This is a genomic window from Salinihabitans flavidus, from assembly GCF_900110425.1.
GTDB classification, from domain to species: domain Bacteria; phylum Pseudomonadota; class Alphaproteobacteria; order Rhodobacterales; family Rhodobacteraceae; genus Salinihabitans; species Salinihabitans flavidus.
Map to the genome: position 1 here is coordinate 31,209 of NZ_FODS01000026.1, position 15,866 is coordinate 47,074.

The following is a 15,866-nucleotide window of genomic DNA, read 5'->3' on the forward strand; positions in this document are numbered from 1 at the left end:
GTCAGACATGAGCGGTTCCAATCCCTATCAGGACGATCGCGGCAACAAGGACCGGACGATCACTCGTGAAGGCGGCGCGGAACTGGGCGCGCATCCGGGGACGGGCAAGGTGATGGCCACATCCGAGGCCTTTCTTGTCGGTGACAGCATGACCGGCGGCTATGGCAAGGGGCCCGATATCCTGCATGACTGCACGGTGGCGGTGAACCCCGGAGAGATCGCGGTGATCGTGGGCCCTAACGGCGCGGGAAAATCCACCGCGATGAAGGCCGTTTTCGGGATGCTGGACCTGCGTCAAGGCTCTGTGCGTCTGGACGGCGAGGACATCACGGATCTTTCGCCGCAGGCCCGGGTGGTCAGGGGTATGGGCTTCGTACCCCAGAACTCCAACATATTCACCTCACTGACGGTGGAGGAGAATCTGGAGATGGGGGCTTTCATCCGCACCGACGACTTCTCGGGCACGATGGCGCAAATCTATGATCTCTTTCCCATCCTTAAGCAAAAACGCAATCAGGCCGCCGGAGAGCTGAGCGGCGGGCAGCGTCAGCAGGTGGCCTTTGGCCGGGCGCTCATGACCCAGCCCAAGGTTCTGATGCTCGATGAGCCGACGGCGGGCGTGTCACCGATCGTCATGGACGAGCTTTTCGACCGTATCATAGAGGTGGCGCGCACCGGCATCCCGATCCTGATGGTCGAACAGAATGCGCGGCAGGCGCTTGAGATCGCGGACAAGGGCTATGTGCTGGTGCAAGGGGCGAACGCCTATTCCGGCACGGGCAAGGAACTTCTGGCCGACCCCGAAGTGCGCAAATCCTTCCTGGGGGGCTGAGGTATGGAATTTCTCAACGCTATCGTGGCGCTTTCGAACTACGTTCTCATCCCCGCGATCGCCTATGGCAGCCAACTCTCGCTTGGAGCGCTCGGCGTTACACTGATCTACGGCATCCTTCGGTTCTCCAATTTCGCGCATGGCGACACGATGGCCTTTGGCACGATGGTCACGATTCTGGTCACATGGTGGTTCCAGTCCATGGGGATCAGCTTCGGCCCCCTGCCCACGGCACTTCTGGCGCTGCCGCTGGGGATCGTCGGCTGCATGGCGCTGTTGCTGTTCACCGACCGGGTCGTTTACCGCTTCTACCGGGCGCAGAAGGCCAAGCCGGTTATCCTTGTCATCGTGTCGATGGGCGTGATGTTCGTTCTCAATGGTCTGGTGCGCTTCATCATCGGAACGGACGATCAACGCTTTGCCGATGGTGAACGCTTCATCATCACGGCGGGCGATTTCAAGACGATGACGGGCCTTGATGAGGGGATGGCGATCAAGACCACGCAGGGGATCACCGTCGTGGTCGCCGTGATCGCAGTGGCTCTCCTGTTCTGGTTCCTCAATCGCACACGCACCGGCAAATCCATGCGCGCCTATTCCGATAACGAGGATCTGGCGCTTCTGTCGGGAATCAACCCCGAACGCGTGGTGATGTATGCGTGGCTGATCGTGGCTGCGTTGGCGACGATAGCCGGGGTTCTCTACGGACTCGACAAAACGTTCCGACCCTTTGTCTATTTCCAGCTTCTGCTTCCGGTGTTCGCTGCAGCCATCGTTGGCGGGCTCGGCAGCCCGCTCGGCGCCATCGCGGGCGGGTTCATCATCGCCTTTTCCGAGGTGATGGTGACCTATGCCTGGAAGAAGGTGATCGTCTACCTTGTGCCATTCGAGAGCCTTGAACCATCGGGGCTCGTCCAGCTTCTGAGCACAGAATACAAATTCGCGGTCAGCTTCGTGATCCTGCTGATCGTTCTTCTGTTCCGGCCGACCGGCCTTTTCCGGGGGAAATCAGTATGAGTGAGAGCGTGAAAAACACCCTTCTGTTCGTGATCGTCGCCGCGCTGATCGTGATCACCGGAATTTTTCAGAGCTGGAACACCGCGCTGTTCATCCTCAACATGGGGTTGATTTCGGCCATCATGTCGATGGGGGTGAACCTGCAATGGGGCTTTGCCGGGCTGTTCAACGTCGGCGTGATGGGGTTTATCGCGCTTGGCGGGCTTGCCGTGGTCCTGATCTCCATGCCGCCGGTGGCGGAAGCCTGGGCCGCCGGCGGGCTACGTATCCTGCTGGGTCTGGCGCTGGGGGCCGCCACCATCGTCGCGGCAATCCTGACCTATAACCGGATGCCGCCGGGGCGAAATCGTGTACTGGCAATGCTGGTCCTGCTCGCCGTCGGCTTCTTCGTGTTTCGCGCGGTCTTTGACGGCGGTGTGCAGGCCGTTGAATCGGTGGACCCGTCGGCGACCGGCTATCTTGGCGGGATGGGTCTTCCGGTGCTGCTGTCGTGGCCCGTGGGCGGCGTCCTGGCCGCCGGTGCGGCGTGGATCATCGGCAAGGCCGCGCTTGGCTTGCGCTCCGATTATCTTGCCATAGCAACGCTCGGCATCGCGGAGATCATCATTGCCGTCATCAAGAACGAGGATTGGCTGGCGCGCGGGGTCAAGAACGTGAGCAACCTGCCGCGCCCGGTGCCCGATGAGGTGGACCTTCAGAACACCCCCACCTTCGTCGATCAGGTGCAGGCCATTGGCATGGACCCTGTTCCGGCGTCCTCCTTGTTCGTGAAGTTGGGGTATTCGGTGCATTTCGTCGTGGTTTTGGTGATCATTTTCGTTCTGGCACAGCTCGCCCTCAAGAGTCCCTGGGGCCGGATGATGCGCGCGATCCGCGACAATGAGGTCGCGGCGGAGGCGATGGGCAAGGATGTCACACGCCGGCATTTGCAGGTCTTCATTCTCGGTTCCGCCGTCTGCGGGATTGGCGGGGCGATGATGACCACGCTGGACGGGCAGCTCACGCCCGGCACCTATCAGCCGCTGCGGTTCACCTTCCTCATCTGGGTGATGGTGATTGTCGGGGGATCGGGCAACAATCTAGGCGCGGTGCTGGGGGGATTCCTGATCTGGTTCCTCTGGGTGCAAGTCGAGCCGATCGGCGCCTTCCTGATGACTGTTCTCACCTCCGGAATGGCCGATGACAACGCGCTGAAACTGCATCTGATCGACAGCGTGGCCCATATGCGGCTTCTGACAATGGGGTTAATCCTGTTGCTGATGCTGCGGTTCAGTCCACGGGGGCTGATCCCCGAGAAATAGGTAAACGGGTGGCTGACGGGTGCGAAGCCGACGTGGCGAATTGTCTGACACTTCAGCGGCCTTTGAACAGACCGCCAAGGATGCCACGCACGATACGGCGACCAGTGGTGCCGGTCAGTTCCTTCGCCACCATTTTTCCCATGGCGGTGCCGAAGCTGTCGGCGGTCTTGCGTCCCGATCCCGAGCGGGTCACGCGCGCGCCAGAATAGCGGCGCGCGGCATTGTATTCCCGCTCAGCGGGGGAGGCTGCCTCTTCGTCTTGCACGGCGGCTTCGGCCTCTGCCGCCGCACGTTCGGCCCGATCCTTGAGCATCTCAAGCGCGGACACACGATCACGCAGCGTCTCGTATTTCCCGGCAATCGGCGATGTGGCGACAAACCCCGCGCGCGCCGGGCTTTCAATCGGACCGAGCCGCGACGAGGGCGGTCGGATCAGGGTACGTTCGACGATGCCGGGTACGCCCTTGTCTTCAAGCATGGAGGTAACGGCCTCGCCCACGCCGACCTCGCGGATCGCGACTTCGGTGTCGATGCGCGGATTCTCCCGGTAGGTTTGCGCGGCAAGCCGCAGCGCCTTGCGGTCCCGCGCGGTGAAGGCCCGCAGCGCATGTTGCACCCGATTGCCAAGTTGTCCGAGCACATCCTCGGGGATGTCATCGGGGGACTGCGTGACGAAGTAGACACCCACCCCCTTGGAGCGGATCAGGCGTGCCACCTGTTCTACCTTGTCGATCAGCGCCTTTGGCGCGTCATCGAACAACAGGTGCGCCTCGTCGAAAAAGAACACCAGCCTTGGCTTGTCCGGATCGCCGATCTCAGGCAATTCCTCGAAAAGCTCCGACAACAGCCAGAGCAGGAAAGTCGCGTAGAGGCGCGGTGAGCGCATGAGCGTATCGGCGGCCAGGATGTTGATGCGACCGCGACCGTCGGAATCGGTGCGCAAAATGTCAGACAATTCAAGCGCCGGCTCTCCGAACAACCTGTCCCCGCCCTGGTTCTCGAGCACCAGAAGCCGTCGCTGTATCGCGCCGAGGGACGAGACCGCGATATTGCCATAACGCAGTGAAAAATCGGCACGGCTCTCCCCTACCCAGACCAGCAGCGACTGAAGATCCCTGAGATCGAGAAGCGGCATCCCCTCCTCGTCGGCGAGCCGGAACGCAATGTTAAGGATGCCTTCCTGCGCTTCGCTCAGGTCAAGCAGACGGGACAGAAGGAGCGGCCCCATTTCGGCCACTGTGGTGCGGACCGGGTGGCCCTGCGTACCGAAGAGATCCCAGAATGTGACCGGGAAGGATTGATAGGCGTAGGTGTCAAAACCGATTTTCTCCGCGCGTTCCGTGAAGGCGCCATGCAGCTTGAAATCCGGCGATCCAGCTTCCGCCAGCCCTGAAAGATCGCCTTTCACATCCGACAGAAACACCGGCACGCCGGCATTGGAAAACCCTTCGGCCAAAATCTGAAGCGTCACCGTCTTGCCCGTTCCCGTCGCCCCGGCGATCAGCCCGTGGCGGTTCGCATAGTTTAGCGCGAGATATTGCTTTTGCCCGTAGTCGGGACCACCGCCACCGATAAAGATCGAATTTTCCACGACTTTTCCCTTCTACCCTGTGCAGCGCACGGCGCTTTCGAAGACAACGTTAACCATTCTCTGCGAGGGTTCAATCGGTCCCGTCGCCTTGTCCTCTTGGCCGTGGGGCCATCTTCCTCCCTGTCAGACTGGACCGTGCCCCCGGGCACGGTCTTTTTCGCTACCCGGACACCGGAGTTGGTGCCGAAGTGGCCATATTACATATTGACGGACGCCCCCATTCTTCGTAGCGTTCTATCAGTGAATAAGTCGGCCAGTCCGACGGGGAGCGAAAAGGAAAGGGGGCTGTCGTGGCCCCTTTTTCATTGTTCATTCAAAGGCGTTTAGGCTGGCGGATTGTTGCTCCATGCACCATACTGACGGCCATCAACTGCATGACAGATCGTTGCCATCGTGCTAGAGGCAGGGTGACTTCTGACATCAACATAATCGGGGGCGATCCATGTCCAGCATTTTCAAATTCCTGCCCGCACTCGCACTTGTCGCGTTGGGCGGCGGTGCCATCGCACAAGACGTCGAGACCGATTCCGACCTGTCGATGGGAGAGGCCATAGCCGAGGACGACGCCGAGAATATCAGCCGAGAGGCGATTGGTGACTGGGAACTGCAGTGCCAGATGATCGATGGCGAAAAGGGGCCCTGTTCGATGCATCAGCTACTTCTCGATGAGAACGAGAACCCGGTGGCCGAGGTCAATATCTTCCGGCTGGCCAACGGCGGCATGGCCGCAGCCGGGGCCACGATCATCGTGCCGCTTGAGACGCTGCTGACCGCGCAACTTACCATCGCGATCGATGGTGGTGCCGCGAAGCGCTATCCCTTCGCCTATTGCACGCAGGTTGGGTGTGTCGCGCGCATCGGCTTTACCGAGCAGGATCTGGAAGCCTACAAGAAGGGGCAGGTCGCCCTGGCGACCATCGTGCCCGCCGTGGCGCCTGATCAGACGGTGGATCTCGACATCTCTCTGTCCGGTTTCACCAAGGCTTATGAAGAGTCCACCCCGGTCGAGCAGCCCGCCCCGACGCCAACCCAAAACTGATCCGTGACCATTTCTTGAGGTCGAAAGACCACCGGGCCACCCTTTGGGGTGGCCCTTTGCGTTGGCCGGTCACACCCGGCGCAGCGCCAGCACGGCGTTCAACCCGCCAAAGGCAAAGGCGTTGGACAGAGCGACGTTGACCTTCGCCTCTCGCGCCTCGTTCGGAACAACATCGAGCGCGCATTCCGGGTCTGGCTCCTGATAACCGATGGTGGGCGCGATCACCCCGTCGCGCAGCGCCATGATACAGGCCAGAAGCTCCACCGCCCCGGTCCCGCCGATCAGGTGCCCGTGCATCGACTTTGTGGAGGAGATCATGAGCTTGTCGGCATGGGGTCCGAACACATCGGCCACGGCGGCGCATTCGGTCTTGTCATTGGCGGCGGTGCCGGTGCCGTGGGCGTTGATGTAACCGACTTCTTCGCAGTCGATCGCGCTATCGGCCAGCGCTCCGGCGATTGTTCGCGCTGCGCCGCGTTTTGACGGCATCACGATGTCGGAGGCATCAGAGGACATGGCATACCCTGCCACCTCGGCCATAATCTCGGCGCCGCGCTTTTTGGCGTGCTCATATTCCTCGAAAATGAAGACACCCGCCCCTTCGCCTTGCACCATGCCGTTGCGGTTGGCCGAAAACGGACGGCAGGCATCGCGTGACATCACGCGCAGACCCTCCCATGCCTTGACGCCGCCAAAACAGAGCATGGATTCCGATCCGCCCGTGACCATCGCCGGCGCCATGCCGCAGCGAATCATCTGAAACGCCTGCGCCATCGCATGGTTCGAGGACGCACAAGCGGAGGCGACGGTGAAACTCGGCCCCTTGAGGTTGAATTCCATGCTCACATGGCTCGCCGCGGCATTGTTCATGAGCTTGGGCACGACAAAGGGATGCACCCGGTTCTTGCCGTCCTCGTAGACCGAGCGGTAGTTGTCATCGAGCGTGGTCATCCCCCCGCCCGATGTGCCCAGGATCACGCCGCATTTCGCGGCCATCTCGCCCGAAAACTCCAGCCCGGCCTGCGCGATGGCCTGACGCGCGGCGACAAGCGTGAACTGCGTGAATCGATCATAGAGTGCCATCTGCTGCCGGTTGAAAATGCCTTCGGCCTCGAAGCCCTTGACCTGACCGCCGATCTTAATGGCAAGCCGGTCGAGATCGCGCATTTCAAGCTGGCCGATACCGCATCGCCCCTCGCGCATCGCCTCAAGCGTTTCGGGCACGTCGTGCCCCAGCGCGTTGATCGTGCCCGCGCCGGTGATGACCACCCGTTTCATGCCTGTCGGCCCCCTGCCCTGTCGCTCACTTCTGTTCCGCCACGAGCTTCTCGATTCCGGCAACGATGGAGGCGACCGACGAGATGTCGAAATCGCTTTCCTGCGGATCATTGGCATTGAACGGCACAGAGATGTCGAATGCTTCCTCGATCGCGAAAATGCTTTCCACCAGTCCGAGGCTGTCGATTCCCAGATCCTCGAGCGTGCTGTCCATCGTCACATCCGAAGGCTCCAGCACGGCCTGGTCGGCGATGATTGCGATCACCTTGTCCCTGATCTCCATGACTTCCATCCTTCCAGATCCGCCCTCAGGCGTGATTTAACTGCTGCCGCCAGCCTTGAGAACAGCTTTCTTCAACGCCGCGACATCGGAAAGAAGACGCGGCAGGCGGCGCGTTGCCTTGTAGATTTCCACGTTGTTGTCCATCTTGACCGCCGGATATCCCATGACGGCGCGTCCCGCCGGTACATTCGACAACACTGCGCTTGAGGCGGCGACAACCACATTGTCGCCAATGACAAGATTGTCCGCGACGCCCGACTGGCCGGCCAGCACCACGTTATTGCCAAGCGTCGTCGATCCCGCGACCCCCGATTGAGCGCACAGAAGGCAGTCGCGTCCGATGACCACGTTATGACCCACCTGAACAAGGCTGTCGATCTTGGTGCCGCTGCCCACCACGGTATCGCGGACCGTGCCGTTATCCACCGATGAATTGGCGCCGACCTCCACATCGTCTCCGATCGTCACCGCGCCGAGGCTGTGAATCCGCGCCCAGGGTTGTGCGGCGGCCTCTCCGGTATCGCCCAAGGTCTCGCGCGCTTGCTCGGCGGTGCTTTTCTCGGGCGTGACAAAGGAAAACCCGTCACCGCCGATCCGCACGCCGGGTTGCGCAATAACGCGCGCGCCGAGCGTCGCACGCGCGCCTATACTCACCTGTTCGCGCAGAAAGACCCCCTCGCCCAGTGTCGCATCCATGCCGATGTGGCACTGCGGTCCGATGATGGTGCCCGCGCCGATCCGTGCGCGCGCGCCTATCACAGTCAGCGGCCCTATACTCACGCCATCGGCGATCTCGGCCGTGGGGTCAATCACCGCCGTGGGGTGAATGCCGGTGCCGAAGCCCTGCCCGGCATCCATCATCCGCGTCAGGCCCGCCATGGCATAGCGCGGACGCGGCGCGATGATCGCGGCCCGCAGCCCCAGCGCCTGCCAATCCGCCCCGGGCCAGAGCAGCGCCGCCTGCGCGTGGCCCTGCGCCAATGTCTCTGCGTATTTGGGGTTTGTCGCCAAGGCGAGATCGTGCCGACCCGCATCGACAGGTTCGGCCAGGGCCGAAATCAATAGCTCCGTGTCACCAAGAGCCTCCGCCCCGAGCGCCACCGCAATCTCCTGAATGGAATAGGCCATCATATCCCCTGCCAGTCAGGGGACGGTTTATCCGCGATAGGACCTCAATTCCACCCCTTCCTTCGCCATCGCGTCCCAGATTCGGGCATCGCGACCATAGACATCGCGGCGGTATTCCATGTGCCCCTTGGCAGAGGAAATCGCGGTGCGGTAGATGATATGAACCGGCACATGCGTCTCAAGGTCGATCTGCGTCTCGCGCCCCGTGTTCAGCGCGGAATGGAACACGTTCTTGGGGTCGGCCTCCTGCGGCGCCAGCAGCGCATAGGCGAAGTCGAACGGATCCTGAAGGCGGATGCAGCCATGTGAATAGGCGCGCACCTCTCTTGAAAACAGGTTCTTGGCCGGGGTGTCATGCAGGTAGATGTTGTATTTGTTCGGGAACATGAACTTCACCAGCCCGAGCGCGTTGCTTCTGCTTGGGGGTTGCTTGATGTCGAATGGAAAGTTGCGCGCGTTGAACTGCGAAAAATCCACGTTGGACCGATTGACCGTCCGTCCGCGCACATCCACAAGCCGCAGATAGCTGACCGCATTGGGATTGCGCTTCAACATGGGCAGATATTCCTTGGTCGCAATGGAGCGCGGCACATGCCATGTCGGATTGACGATCATGTGCTCGATCTCATCCGAAAACTCGGGGCTGCGCCGGTCATGGGCGTTCTTGCCCACAACAGAGCGGGTTTCAAAGCTGACCTTGCCATCATCCACAATCCGCGCGGTGAAATCGGTCAGGTTGACCAGAACATGCCGTGCCCCACGCTCATGATTGAGCCAGCGTTCACGCTCCATCGCCACGATCACCGACTTGAGGCGATCCTCGACGCTCTTGTTGAGTTCCTCCATCGTGCTCTCACCGGCGACGCCATCGGCCTCAAGCCCGTGCATCGACTGAAATTTCTGCACCGACTTCTGGATCGCGGAATCGTAGGTATTTGTAATACTGCGCTTCATGTACCCCATGCGGATCAGCCGGTTCCGCAGCGCGGCGACCCCCTGCCCGGTTTCACCGGGTTTGAGTGTTCCCGACTGCACCATCGGCCCCCAGCCGCCGGACGCCATCAAACGTTCAAGCCGCATCTTCTCTTTCATCAAGCGCGCGTATTCAGGCGTTTGCGGTGGCAACGCGCGCATGACGGCCTCGGGGGAGCTTTGCGAGATTGCGCCCAGATAGGCTTGGCGGTTGCGATAGGGAGGCTCGCGCTTGATTCCGTCATCGACGCGGCCCGGAACAACCAGTCCGGTCTGCACATCGCGCGCATAGGTCAGGAACACCTTCGACAAGGCCACCTCGACCAGCCCCAGATCGCGCGGCGTTCTGGCCTCGCTCATTTTCGCAAGCAGCCCGTCGGCATCATAGCGGACGCCCGGCAGCCCGTGGTTCTCCGCCTCGCGCAGCGCCGTGATCAGCGCCTTGCGCCTTGCGCGATCCGCGTCGCCCGCACCAGTCCAGACCGGCTCATATCCCGATTCGCGGTAGTGGGCTGACAGGTCATCGTCGCGCGCGGCCGCTTCCGCCACCGCTTGACGGAATGCCATGCTCCTGTCCTGCGCCGACACTGGAGACAGTGTTGTCAGCGCCATGATCAAAATCGCCCCAGTCACGATCATGATTTGAAGTAATCCGGCCCGTCGAAGCAGCAGCAGCATGAATTGTCCTCGCGCAATACAGAGTATGAATGTCCAAGTTTTCAGGTCGTCACCGCGACTTGTCCATTCACAATTCGGACATTGCCCACGATCGTTCTGAAGGTGATGCAACCAGACCGCGCCCGTGGATGGCTCTGCGCAGCGAAGACACGATTAACGAAAATTCAGCAAAAATTCGCCTAAAGCTCTTGAGAGAGACAGGTTTTGCGGATTCGGCACTTTGTTTGCGATTCGCGTTATGCCATACAAAAACGGCATCTGGGGATGACAATTGATCGCTGCGTAACATCGTGGCGGCAGGCAAGCGACGGGACAGGCGCTAAAACATGGCAAATTCAAGCTCTCTGAGCATGACTCGGCGCGGATTGATGCGCGCCTTTGCGGCATCCGCGATTGCGGCGGCCCCCACTTTCTCGAACGCGGCAGGATTTCTACGAGGCGGAGGCGATATCCGCAGGCTTCGCATGTATTCCCCCCGCACTGGCGAGAAACTGGACATGATCTACTGGATCGAGGGTGACTATATCCGCGATGCCGTCAATGAAATCACTCATTTCATGCGGGACTGGCGCAACGATAAGGTCAAACCGATCGACATGCGTACCATCGATATCATGGCGGCCTCGCATAATCTTCTGGATGTGAGCGAGCCCTATATGCTTCTTTCGGGCTATCGCAGTCCGGAGACCAACGCCATGCTGCGCCGCCGGTCACGCGGTGTCGCAAAGAACTCCCTGCACATGAAGGGAGAGGCGGCCGATCTGAGACTGGCGTCCCGGTCCGTCAACCAGATGGCGAAGGCGGCACAGGCTTGCCGTGCCGGAGGTGTCGGGCGTTATTCCAGGTCCAACTTTGTGCATATGGATTGTGGCCCGGTCCGCAGTTGGGGCGGCTGAGCGCCAGTTCCAACGGCTACGAACCCCGGTCGAGTGTTGGGCGCCTGCATCGCAGGTGCGCGCCTTGACCCGCGATAGCAGGCGGCTGCGCCCGCGTCGGATTGTCTGTATACATCCGGCGCCGTCGGCGTTAAGGGGACATTTCTCCTGCGGCGCCGCTTGCAGATTCGCGGCCTGTGCCGCGCCTTAAACTCACGGATACACCTTCCCATGATCAAGACACTTTCAGATGCACTCGCTGAGCGAGGGTATGACACGTTGACCCCGGTTCAGGAGGCCGTCACCGCCCCCGAACTTCAGGAGGCCGACCTGTTGGTGTCGGCGCAGACAGGATCGGGCAAAACGGTCGGTTTCGGCCTGGCCATCGCGCACACCCTTTTGGGAACCGCCGAACGCCTGGGACCGGCGGCCGCCCCGCTTGCGCTGGTGGTCGCGCCGACGCGCGAGCTTGCGTTTCAGGTGATGCGCGAGCTGAGCTGGCTCTATGCGGGTGCGGGCGCGCGGGTCGTTTCCTGTGTCGGCGGGATGGACATGCGTGACGAACGCCGCGCATTGGAACGCGGGGCGCATATCGTCGTGGGCACACCGGGCCGCCTGCGCGATCATATCCAGCGCGGCTCTCTCGATCTGGGTGACCTGCGCGCCGTCGTGCTCGACGAGGCTGACGAGATGCTCGACCTGGGATTTCGCGAGGATCTGGAGTTCATGCTGGGGGCCGCGCCCGCGGATCGCCGCACGCTGATGTTCTCGGCCACGGTGCCGCCGATGATCGCGACACTGGCCAAGCAGTTTCAGCGCGACGCGGTGCGCGTGACCACGCAAACCGGCTCAAGCCAGCACGCCGACATCGCCTATCAGGCTCTTCGCGTGGCCGAGACCGACGCGGAAAATGCGATCATCAACGTACTGCGCTTTCACGACGCGCAGAATGCGCTCGTGTTCGCCAACACCCGCGCGGCGGTCAACCGGCTCATGGCGCGCTTTTCCAACCGGGGGTTTTCCGTGGTCAGCCTGTCGGGTGAGTTGAGCCAGACAGAGCGGACACACGCGCTTCAGGCCATGCGCGACGGGCGCGCGCGTGTGTGCGTGGCCACCGATGTCGCCGCGCGAGGAATCGACCTGCCCAAGCTCGAACTGGTCATCCATGCCGATCTGCCCACCAACGCCGAGGCCCTTCTGCACCGCTCGGGCCGGACGGGCCGTGCGGGTCGCAAGGGGATCTCGGCCCTGATCGTCACACCGCGAACCACAAAGAAGGCCGAGAGGCTCTTGAAATTCGCCAAGATTCGCGCCGATTGGTCCACCGCCCCGACGGCCGAGGAAATCCTGCGCCGCGACGAAGAGCGTCTGTTGTCCGATCCTGTCTGGACTGAGGATACGACCGAAGAACAGGACGCCTTCGCCGCGAAACTTCTTGATCTGCACACACCGGAGAAGATCGCCGCAGCCTACCTGCGCCTCTACCGCGCCCGCCAGTCGGCGCCAGAGGACCTCAGCCCGCCGGACGCGAAATCCGAGCCAAAGGATCGTAAACCCTTCGGCCCGAGTGTCTGGATTTCGCTGTCGGTCGGGCACAAGGACAAAGCCGAGGCCCGATGGCTGTTGCCGCTTCTGTGCCGTGCGGGAAACCTGAGCAAGGATGCGATCGGTGCGATCCGGGTGCAGCCGTCCGAAACTTTCGTGGAACTGTCCGAGGGCAGCCTTCAGAGCTTTCTCTCGGCCCTCGGTCCGAACGGAGAGCTTGAAGAAGGGATCACCGCCCGGAAACTCGACGGGCCGCCGGATCTGTCGCCGCAGTCGCGCGGCCCAGGGCCGCAGAAGGCGCGAGATACAAGCGCGCGCCCCGCCCCGGACCGAAAAGCGAAGCCACACCAGCCAGCAAACGATCCGCCCGGAGATAAGCCGCGTCAGAAAGCCCCCGAGAAGGCCGACAAACCACGGCGATCCCACCCCAACGCGGACGCGGCGCACGGCCCAGCAAGTGCCAAACGCGCCCCGGCCAAAGATCGCAAGGGGGGAAGCGGGGCACCCCACTCCGGTAAGCCCTCGGGAAAACCCGCCGACCCGTCCAGCGGATATTCCAAACAAAAGGCTACCGGAAAACCCGCGACGGCGCGTCCCGGTGCAGCGGATACCTCAAAGCGCATGGAGCGCCCGGGCAAACCGGCCAAGGCAAAAGCCGCCGCGACGAAATCCGTCAGCCGGAAACCGAAGCAGGGCGCCGGACAGGAACCGCCCAAAAGGCAAAAGCGATAAAGCCTGCCCGGCAACAGGAATCGCCACCTTCCCACCGAATTGCGCGGCCTGAATGGTCACGCATTTCGGCTTGGGAAGGTCGCGGATTTACTCCTCGTCACCGACCACGGTAAGACCCAGAAGCCGCCAGACCTGCATTCCGCCGCGATACCAGAAGATCTGCTCCTCCGGGTATCCTTCGGCGATCATGTTCCGGATCGCGCTTGGCGACTGTCCGCACCAGATCCCGTTGCAGAACAGGGCCACTGGCCGGGCGTTGGTGCAGTCCCACCCGTCAAAGTCAATCTCGCAGTTCAGATCCGCGAGGTGATCCACAATCTGCGTGTAGGGGATCGAAACCGCGCCGGGAATGGTCCCTCCTTCGAACCAGTCGCGCGTCCGGCTGTCCACGACAATCGCGTCCGGGTCCTGAAGCATTTCGATGAGTTCAAGCTCGCCGATCGTGGTGACGCCTTCTGCCGCGACCATGGGCTGAATACAGAAATCGGGGCACGGCCGCGAGGTACGCGCCCAATCGCCGGTGATCTCGTTGTCGGTGTCCTGAATACGTGAGATCTCAACCGGCCCGTCGTCCGTCGGGACCGTGACAGAGGGTACACCCTTTTCGAGTCCGACAGGCATCTCTTCGGAGAAAACCGGCGCGGCACTCAGGCCGAGAGCCGCGACAAGCGATGTCATGCGCATGGTGAAACCTCCATTCATATTCATTCTCTCAGTCTCCATGATCAGGGCAATATAGTCAAAGAGATCCATTGGCTTGGCCACAAGCCGTCATGTCGGCCCATCGCCGCGCATTCAGGATTCGACAGGGCTCATGACAAAGGGCGCGCTTGAAGCGACGACGCCGAAGGGATGGCGGACCGGCTCCGACTCCCGGCAAACCCAATCGCCAGATGATTCGTGTATTCGGGAACTTGGTGCACCTGATAGGATTCGAACCTATGGCCTCTGCCTTCGGAGGCGCTATTGACACCTTTCCTAATTGCGCGATAGAGCGCGACGGAGCACGATAAGATACTGAATATATTTGTATTTCCGTTTCGCTGTTCCGAAGCTTCTATCCAGAAACAGGTCGCAGCTTTCGCCCGTGTGCTTACGTAGTGCTTACGTGAGAAGGCTGTCGGCCGATCGGAAAGGTCTGAATTCGGATGGCAAAACTTACGAAACGTTTCGTCGATGCGGTCGAGATCCGCGACAAGGACTATGTCGTATGGGATGATGAGTTGCCTGGCTTCGGGCTGCGCGTGTTCGCCTCAGGAAGACGCAGCTACGTGATACAATATCGTGCAGCCGGTCGCTCGCGGCGCTACGCGATCGGCCTTCATGGAGTCTGGACGCCCGAGACCGCCCGAAAGGAAGCGATGGCGCAGCTCGGCCAGGTCGCCCGCGGTGAGAACCCTGCCGAGAACCGGCAGCTCGACCGCAAAGCGATGACCGTAAAGGAACTGGCCGAGCAATACGTCAAGGCCATGGAAGCCGGGCTAATCATGGGCAAAGGCGGACGCCCAAAACGACCGTCCACGATTTATACGAACATCGGTGCTTTGAACGGACACATCATCCCCCTGATCGGCCAACGCCGCGTGCGTGACCTCACCAAGGCAGACGTGACGAAAATGATGAACGACGTGATTGCCGGGAAAACGCGCGCTGTCAAAAGGACTGGCAAGAAGCGAGGTGTTTCTATTCTGCGCGGCGGTCGTGGAACGGCGAGCAAATGCGTCGGCCTGACAGGCTCGATGCTTACTTATGCAATTAACATCGGGATCATCGAACACAACGTCGCCCATGGTATTCGAAAGCCGAAAGATCAGGTGCGGGATCGGCGCTTGAGCGATGACGAATACCGCGAGCTTGGCAGGATGCTTCGCGAGGCTGGCGAGGACCATGAACTCGCTCCTACAATCGCTATCACACGGCTTCTCGCGCTCACCGGCTGTCGACGCGGCGAGATACTTGGCCTGAAATGGAGCGAAGTCGATTTTGAGAACAGCTGCCTGCGACTTGCGGACTCCAAGGAAGGTGCATCGACTAGACCGATCGGACTACCTGTCATCGAATTGCTCGAAGACCGCCGAAAGACGGTTTCTGGCGACTACGTTTTTCTTGGGACACGAGCGTCACAGACCTTTGGAAGTTTTCCAAACCATTGGAACAGGATCTTTGGCGGACGCAGGATTCCCGACTTCACCGCCCACATTCTTCGGCATAGCTTCGCCAGCACGGCGAATGATCTTGGCTTCACAGAAAGCACAATTGCTGCCCTCGTCGGCCATTCGACGGGATCGATTACGAGCAAGTGTCCGTCGTCATATAAAATGGGACATCAGAGCGGCTTGAACATTGGAGGCTCTGGTTCGGTTGTGTGATTGATTATGCTGCTTGTTTTTGATGTTGCAAGCGGCGCTGTCGGATCGTCAGGTTCTTGATCTTCTCCCTTTCTCTCAGAATGGCCTTGTCCCGACCAAAGTAGACGTCAGCGGGTGTGACGTTTTTCAGGCTCTCGTGGTAGCGCTGGTTATTGTAGTAGTCGACGAAGTCCCCGATCTGTCGCTCGAGATGACCGGGCAGGTAGTAATTCTCCAGCAGAACACG

Annotated in this window: 13 protein-coding genes and 1 pseudogene; 7 read left to right on the forward strand and 7 right to left on the reverse strand. The window is 61.0% G+C overall.

Translation table 11 applies throughout. The annotated features are described in order from the left end of the window. Positions 1–7 precede the first annotated feature (7 nt). Genes BMW66_RS16430 through BMW66_RS16440 form a run of 3 tightly spaced genes read left to right on the forward strand, consistent with a single transcriptional unit; the run spans position 8 to position 3,150 of the window. Positions 8–832, forward strand: coding sequence for an ABC transporter ATP-binding protein (locus BMW66_RS16430; RefSeq protein WP_093120060.1), 825 nt, complete (start codon positions 8–10; stop codon positions 830–832). 3 nt (positions 833–835) lie between these two features. Beyond that, the gene (locus tag BMW66_RS16435) at positions 836–1,849 is read left to right on the forward strand and encodes a branched-chain amino acid ABC transporter permease (protein ID WP_093120061.1); all 1,014 of its coding nucleotides are present in this window, start codon (positions 836–838) and stop codon (positions 1,847–1,849) included. Beyond that, positions 1,846–3,150 (forward strand): branched-chain amino acid ABC transporter permease, encoded by a 1,305-nt coding sequence (locus tag BMW66_RS16440; RefSeq protein WP_175483281.1) that lies wholly within the window; start codon positions 1,846–1,848, stop codon positions 3,148–3,150. Before BMW66_RS16435 ends, BMW66_RS16440 begins: the two co-directional genes overlap by 4 nt. A 52-nt stretch (positions 3,151–3,202) precedes the next feature. On the opposite strand, the gene BMW66_RS16445 is transcribed toward BMW66_RS16440, so the two are convergent. Beyond that, entirely contained in the window at positions 3,203–4,741 is a 1,539-nt protein-coding gene (locus BMW66_RS16445) for a helicase HerA-like domain-containing protein (protein ID WP_093120063.1), read from the reverse strand. 442 nt (positions 4,742–5,183) lie between these two features. Between BMW66_RS16445 and BMW66_RS16450 the strand changes: the two genes are divergently transcribed. Beyond that, entirely contained in the window at positions 5,184–5,780 is a 597-nt protein-coding gene (locus BMW66_RS16450; protein WP_093120064.1) for an invasion associated locus B family protein, read from the forward strand. A gap of 69 nt (positions 5,781–5,849) precedes the next feature. On the opposite strand, the gene BMW66_RS16455 is transcribed toward BMW66_RS16450, so the two are convergent. The 4 genes from BMW66_RS16455 to BMW66_RS16470 are packed head-to-tail and all read right to left on the reverse strand — an operon-like array spanning position 5,850 to position 10,080. After that, entirely contained in the window at positions 5,850–7,058 is a 1,209-nt protein-coding gene (locus BMW66_RS16455; protein WP_093120066.1) for a beta-ketoacyl-[acyl-carrier-protein] synthase family protein, read from the reverse strand. A gap of 25 nt (positions 7,059–7,083) precedes the next feature. Next, entirely contained in the window at positions 7,084–7,341 is a 258-nt protein-coding gene (locus BMW66_RS16460) for an acyl carrier protein (protein ID WP_093120067.1), read from the reverse strand. A gap of 36 nt (positions 7,342–7,377) precedes the next feature. After that, positions 7,378–8,469, reverse strand: a complete 1,092-nt coding sequence (gene lpxD, locus BMW66_RS16465) for a UDP-3-O-(3-hydroxymyristoyl)glucosamine N-acyltransferase (protein ID WP_093120069.1) — start codon at positions 8,467–8,469, stop codon at positions 7,378–7,380. 27 nt (positions 8,470–8,496) lie between these two features. Continuing rightward, positions 8,497–10,080, reverse strand: coding sequence for a L,D-transpeptidase family protein (locus BMW66_RS16470; RefSeq protein ID WP_093120081.1), 1,584 nt, complete (start codon positions 10,078–10,080; stop codon positions 8,497–8,499). Between the two features lie 389 nt (positions 10,081–10,469). On the opposite strand from BMW66_RS16470, the gene mepK reads away from it, so the two are divergent. Both mepK and BMW66_RS16480 read left to right on the forward strand, forming a co-directional pair. Next, positions 10,470–11,015: a peptidoglycan L,D-endopeptidase MepK gene (gene mepK / locus BMW66_RS16475; protein ID WP_425441339.1), complete on the forward strand. Its 546-nt coding sequence runs from the start codon at positions 10,470–10,472 to the stop codon at positions 11,013–11,015. A gap of 210 nt (positions 11,016–11,225) precedes the next feature. Beyond that, a complete protein-coding gene (locus BMW66_RS16480) occupies positions 11,226–13,271 on the forward strand; it encodes a DEAD/DEAH box helicase (RefSeq protein ID WP_093120072.1) in 2,046 nt (681 codons plus the stop codon). An 87-nt stretch (positions 13,272–13,358) separates the two neighbouring features. Here BMW66_RS16480 and BMW66_RS16485 read toward each other — a convergent pair whose 3' ends face one another. Then, positions 13,359–13,979 carry a rhodanese-like domain-containing protein gene (locus tag BMW66_RS16485; protein ID WP_245729520.1) on the reverse strand — a complete coding sequence of 207 codons (621 nt, stop codon included), beginning with the start codon at positions 13,977–13,979 and terminating at the stop codon, positions 13,359–13,361. 440 nt (positions 13,980–14,419) lie between these two features. Between BMW66_RS16485 and BMW66_RS16490 the strand changes: the two genes are divergently transcribed. After that, entirely contained in the window at positions 14,420–15,640 is a 1,221-nt protein-coding gene (locus BMW66_RS16490; RefSeq protein WP_093120073.1) for a tyrosine-type recombinase/integrase, read from the forward strand. 4 nt (positions 15,641–15,644) lie between these two features. Here BMW66_RS16490 and BMW66_RS16495 read toward each other — a convergent pair. Continuing rightward, positions 15,645–15,866, reverse strand: a pseudogene (locus BMW66_RS16495) (IS3 family transposase); the annotation flags it as partial.

What these genes read in the sequence shown, in the direction of transcription:
- BMW66_RS16470 (WP_093120081.1), bottom strand. Translation starts at nt 10,080, where the DNA reads ATGATCGTGACTGGGGCGATTTTGATCATGGCGCTGACAACACTGTCT.
- lpxD (WP_093120069.1), bottom strand. Translation starts at nt 8,469, where the DNA reads ATGGCCTATTCCATTCAGGAGATTGCGGTGGCGCTCGGGGCGGAGGCT.
- BMW66_RS16435 (WP_093120061.1), top strand. Translation starts at nt 836, where the DNA reads ATGGAATTTCTCAACGCTATCGTGGCGCTTTCGAACTACGTTCTCATC.
- BMW66_RS16430 (WP_093120060.1), top strand. Translation starts at nt 8, where the DNA reads ATGAGCGGTTCCAATCCCTATCAGGACGATCGCGGCAACAAGGACCGG.
- BMW66_RS16485 (WP_245729520.1), bottom strand. Translation starts at nt 13,979, where the DNA reads ATGAATATGAATGGAGGTTTCACCATGCGCATGACATCGCTTGTCGCG.
- BMW66_RS16440 (WP_175483281.1), top strand. Translation starts at nt 1,846, where the DNA reads ATGAGTGAGAGCGTGAAAAACACCCTTCTGTTCGTGATCGTCGCCGCG.
- BMW66_RS16460 (WP_093120067.1), bottom strand. Translation starts at nt 7,341, where the DNA reads ATGGAGATCAGGGACAAGGTGATCGCAATCATCGCCGACCAGGCCGTG.
- BMW66_RS16490 (WP_093120073.1), top strand. Translation starts at nt 14,420, where the DNA reads ATGGCAAAACTTACGAAACGTTTCGTCGATGCGGTCGAGATCCGCGAC.
- BMW66_RS16480 (WP_093120072.1), top strand. Translation starts at nt 11,226, where the DNA reads ATGATCAAGACACTTTCAGATGCACTCGCTGAGCGAGGGTATGACACG.
- BMW66_RS16455 (WP_093120066.1), bottom strand. Translation starts at nt 7,058, where the DNA reads ATGAAACGGGTGGTCATCACCGGCGCGGGCACGATCAACGCGCTGGGG.
- BMW66_RS16450 (WP_093120064.1), top strand. Translation starts at nt 5,184, where the DNA reads ATGTCCAGCATTTTCAAATTCCTGCCCGCACTCGCACTTGTCGCGTTG.
- mepK (WP_425441339.1), top strand. Translation starts at nt 10,470, where the DNA reads ATGACTCGGCGCGGATTGATGCGCGCCTTTGCGGCATCCGCGATTGCG.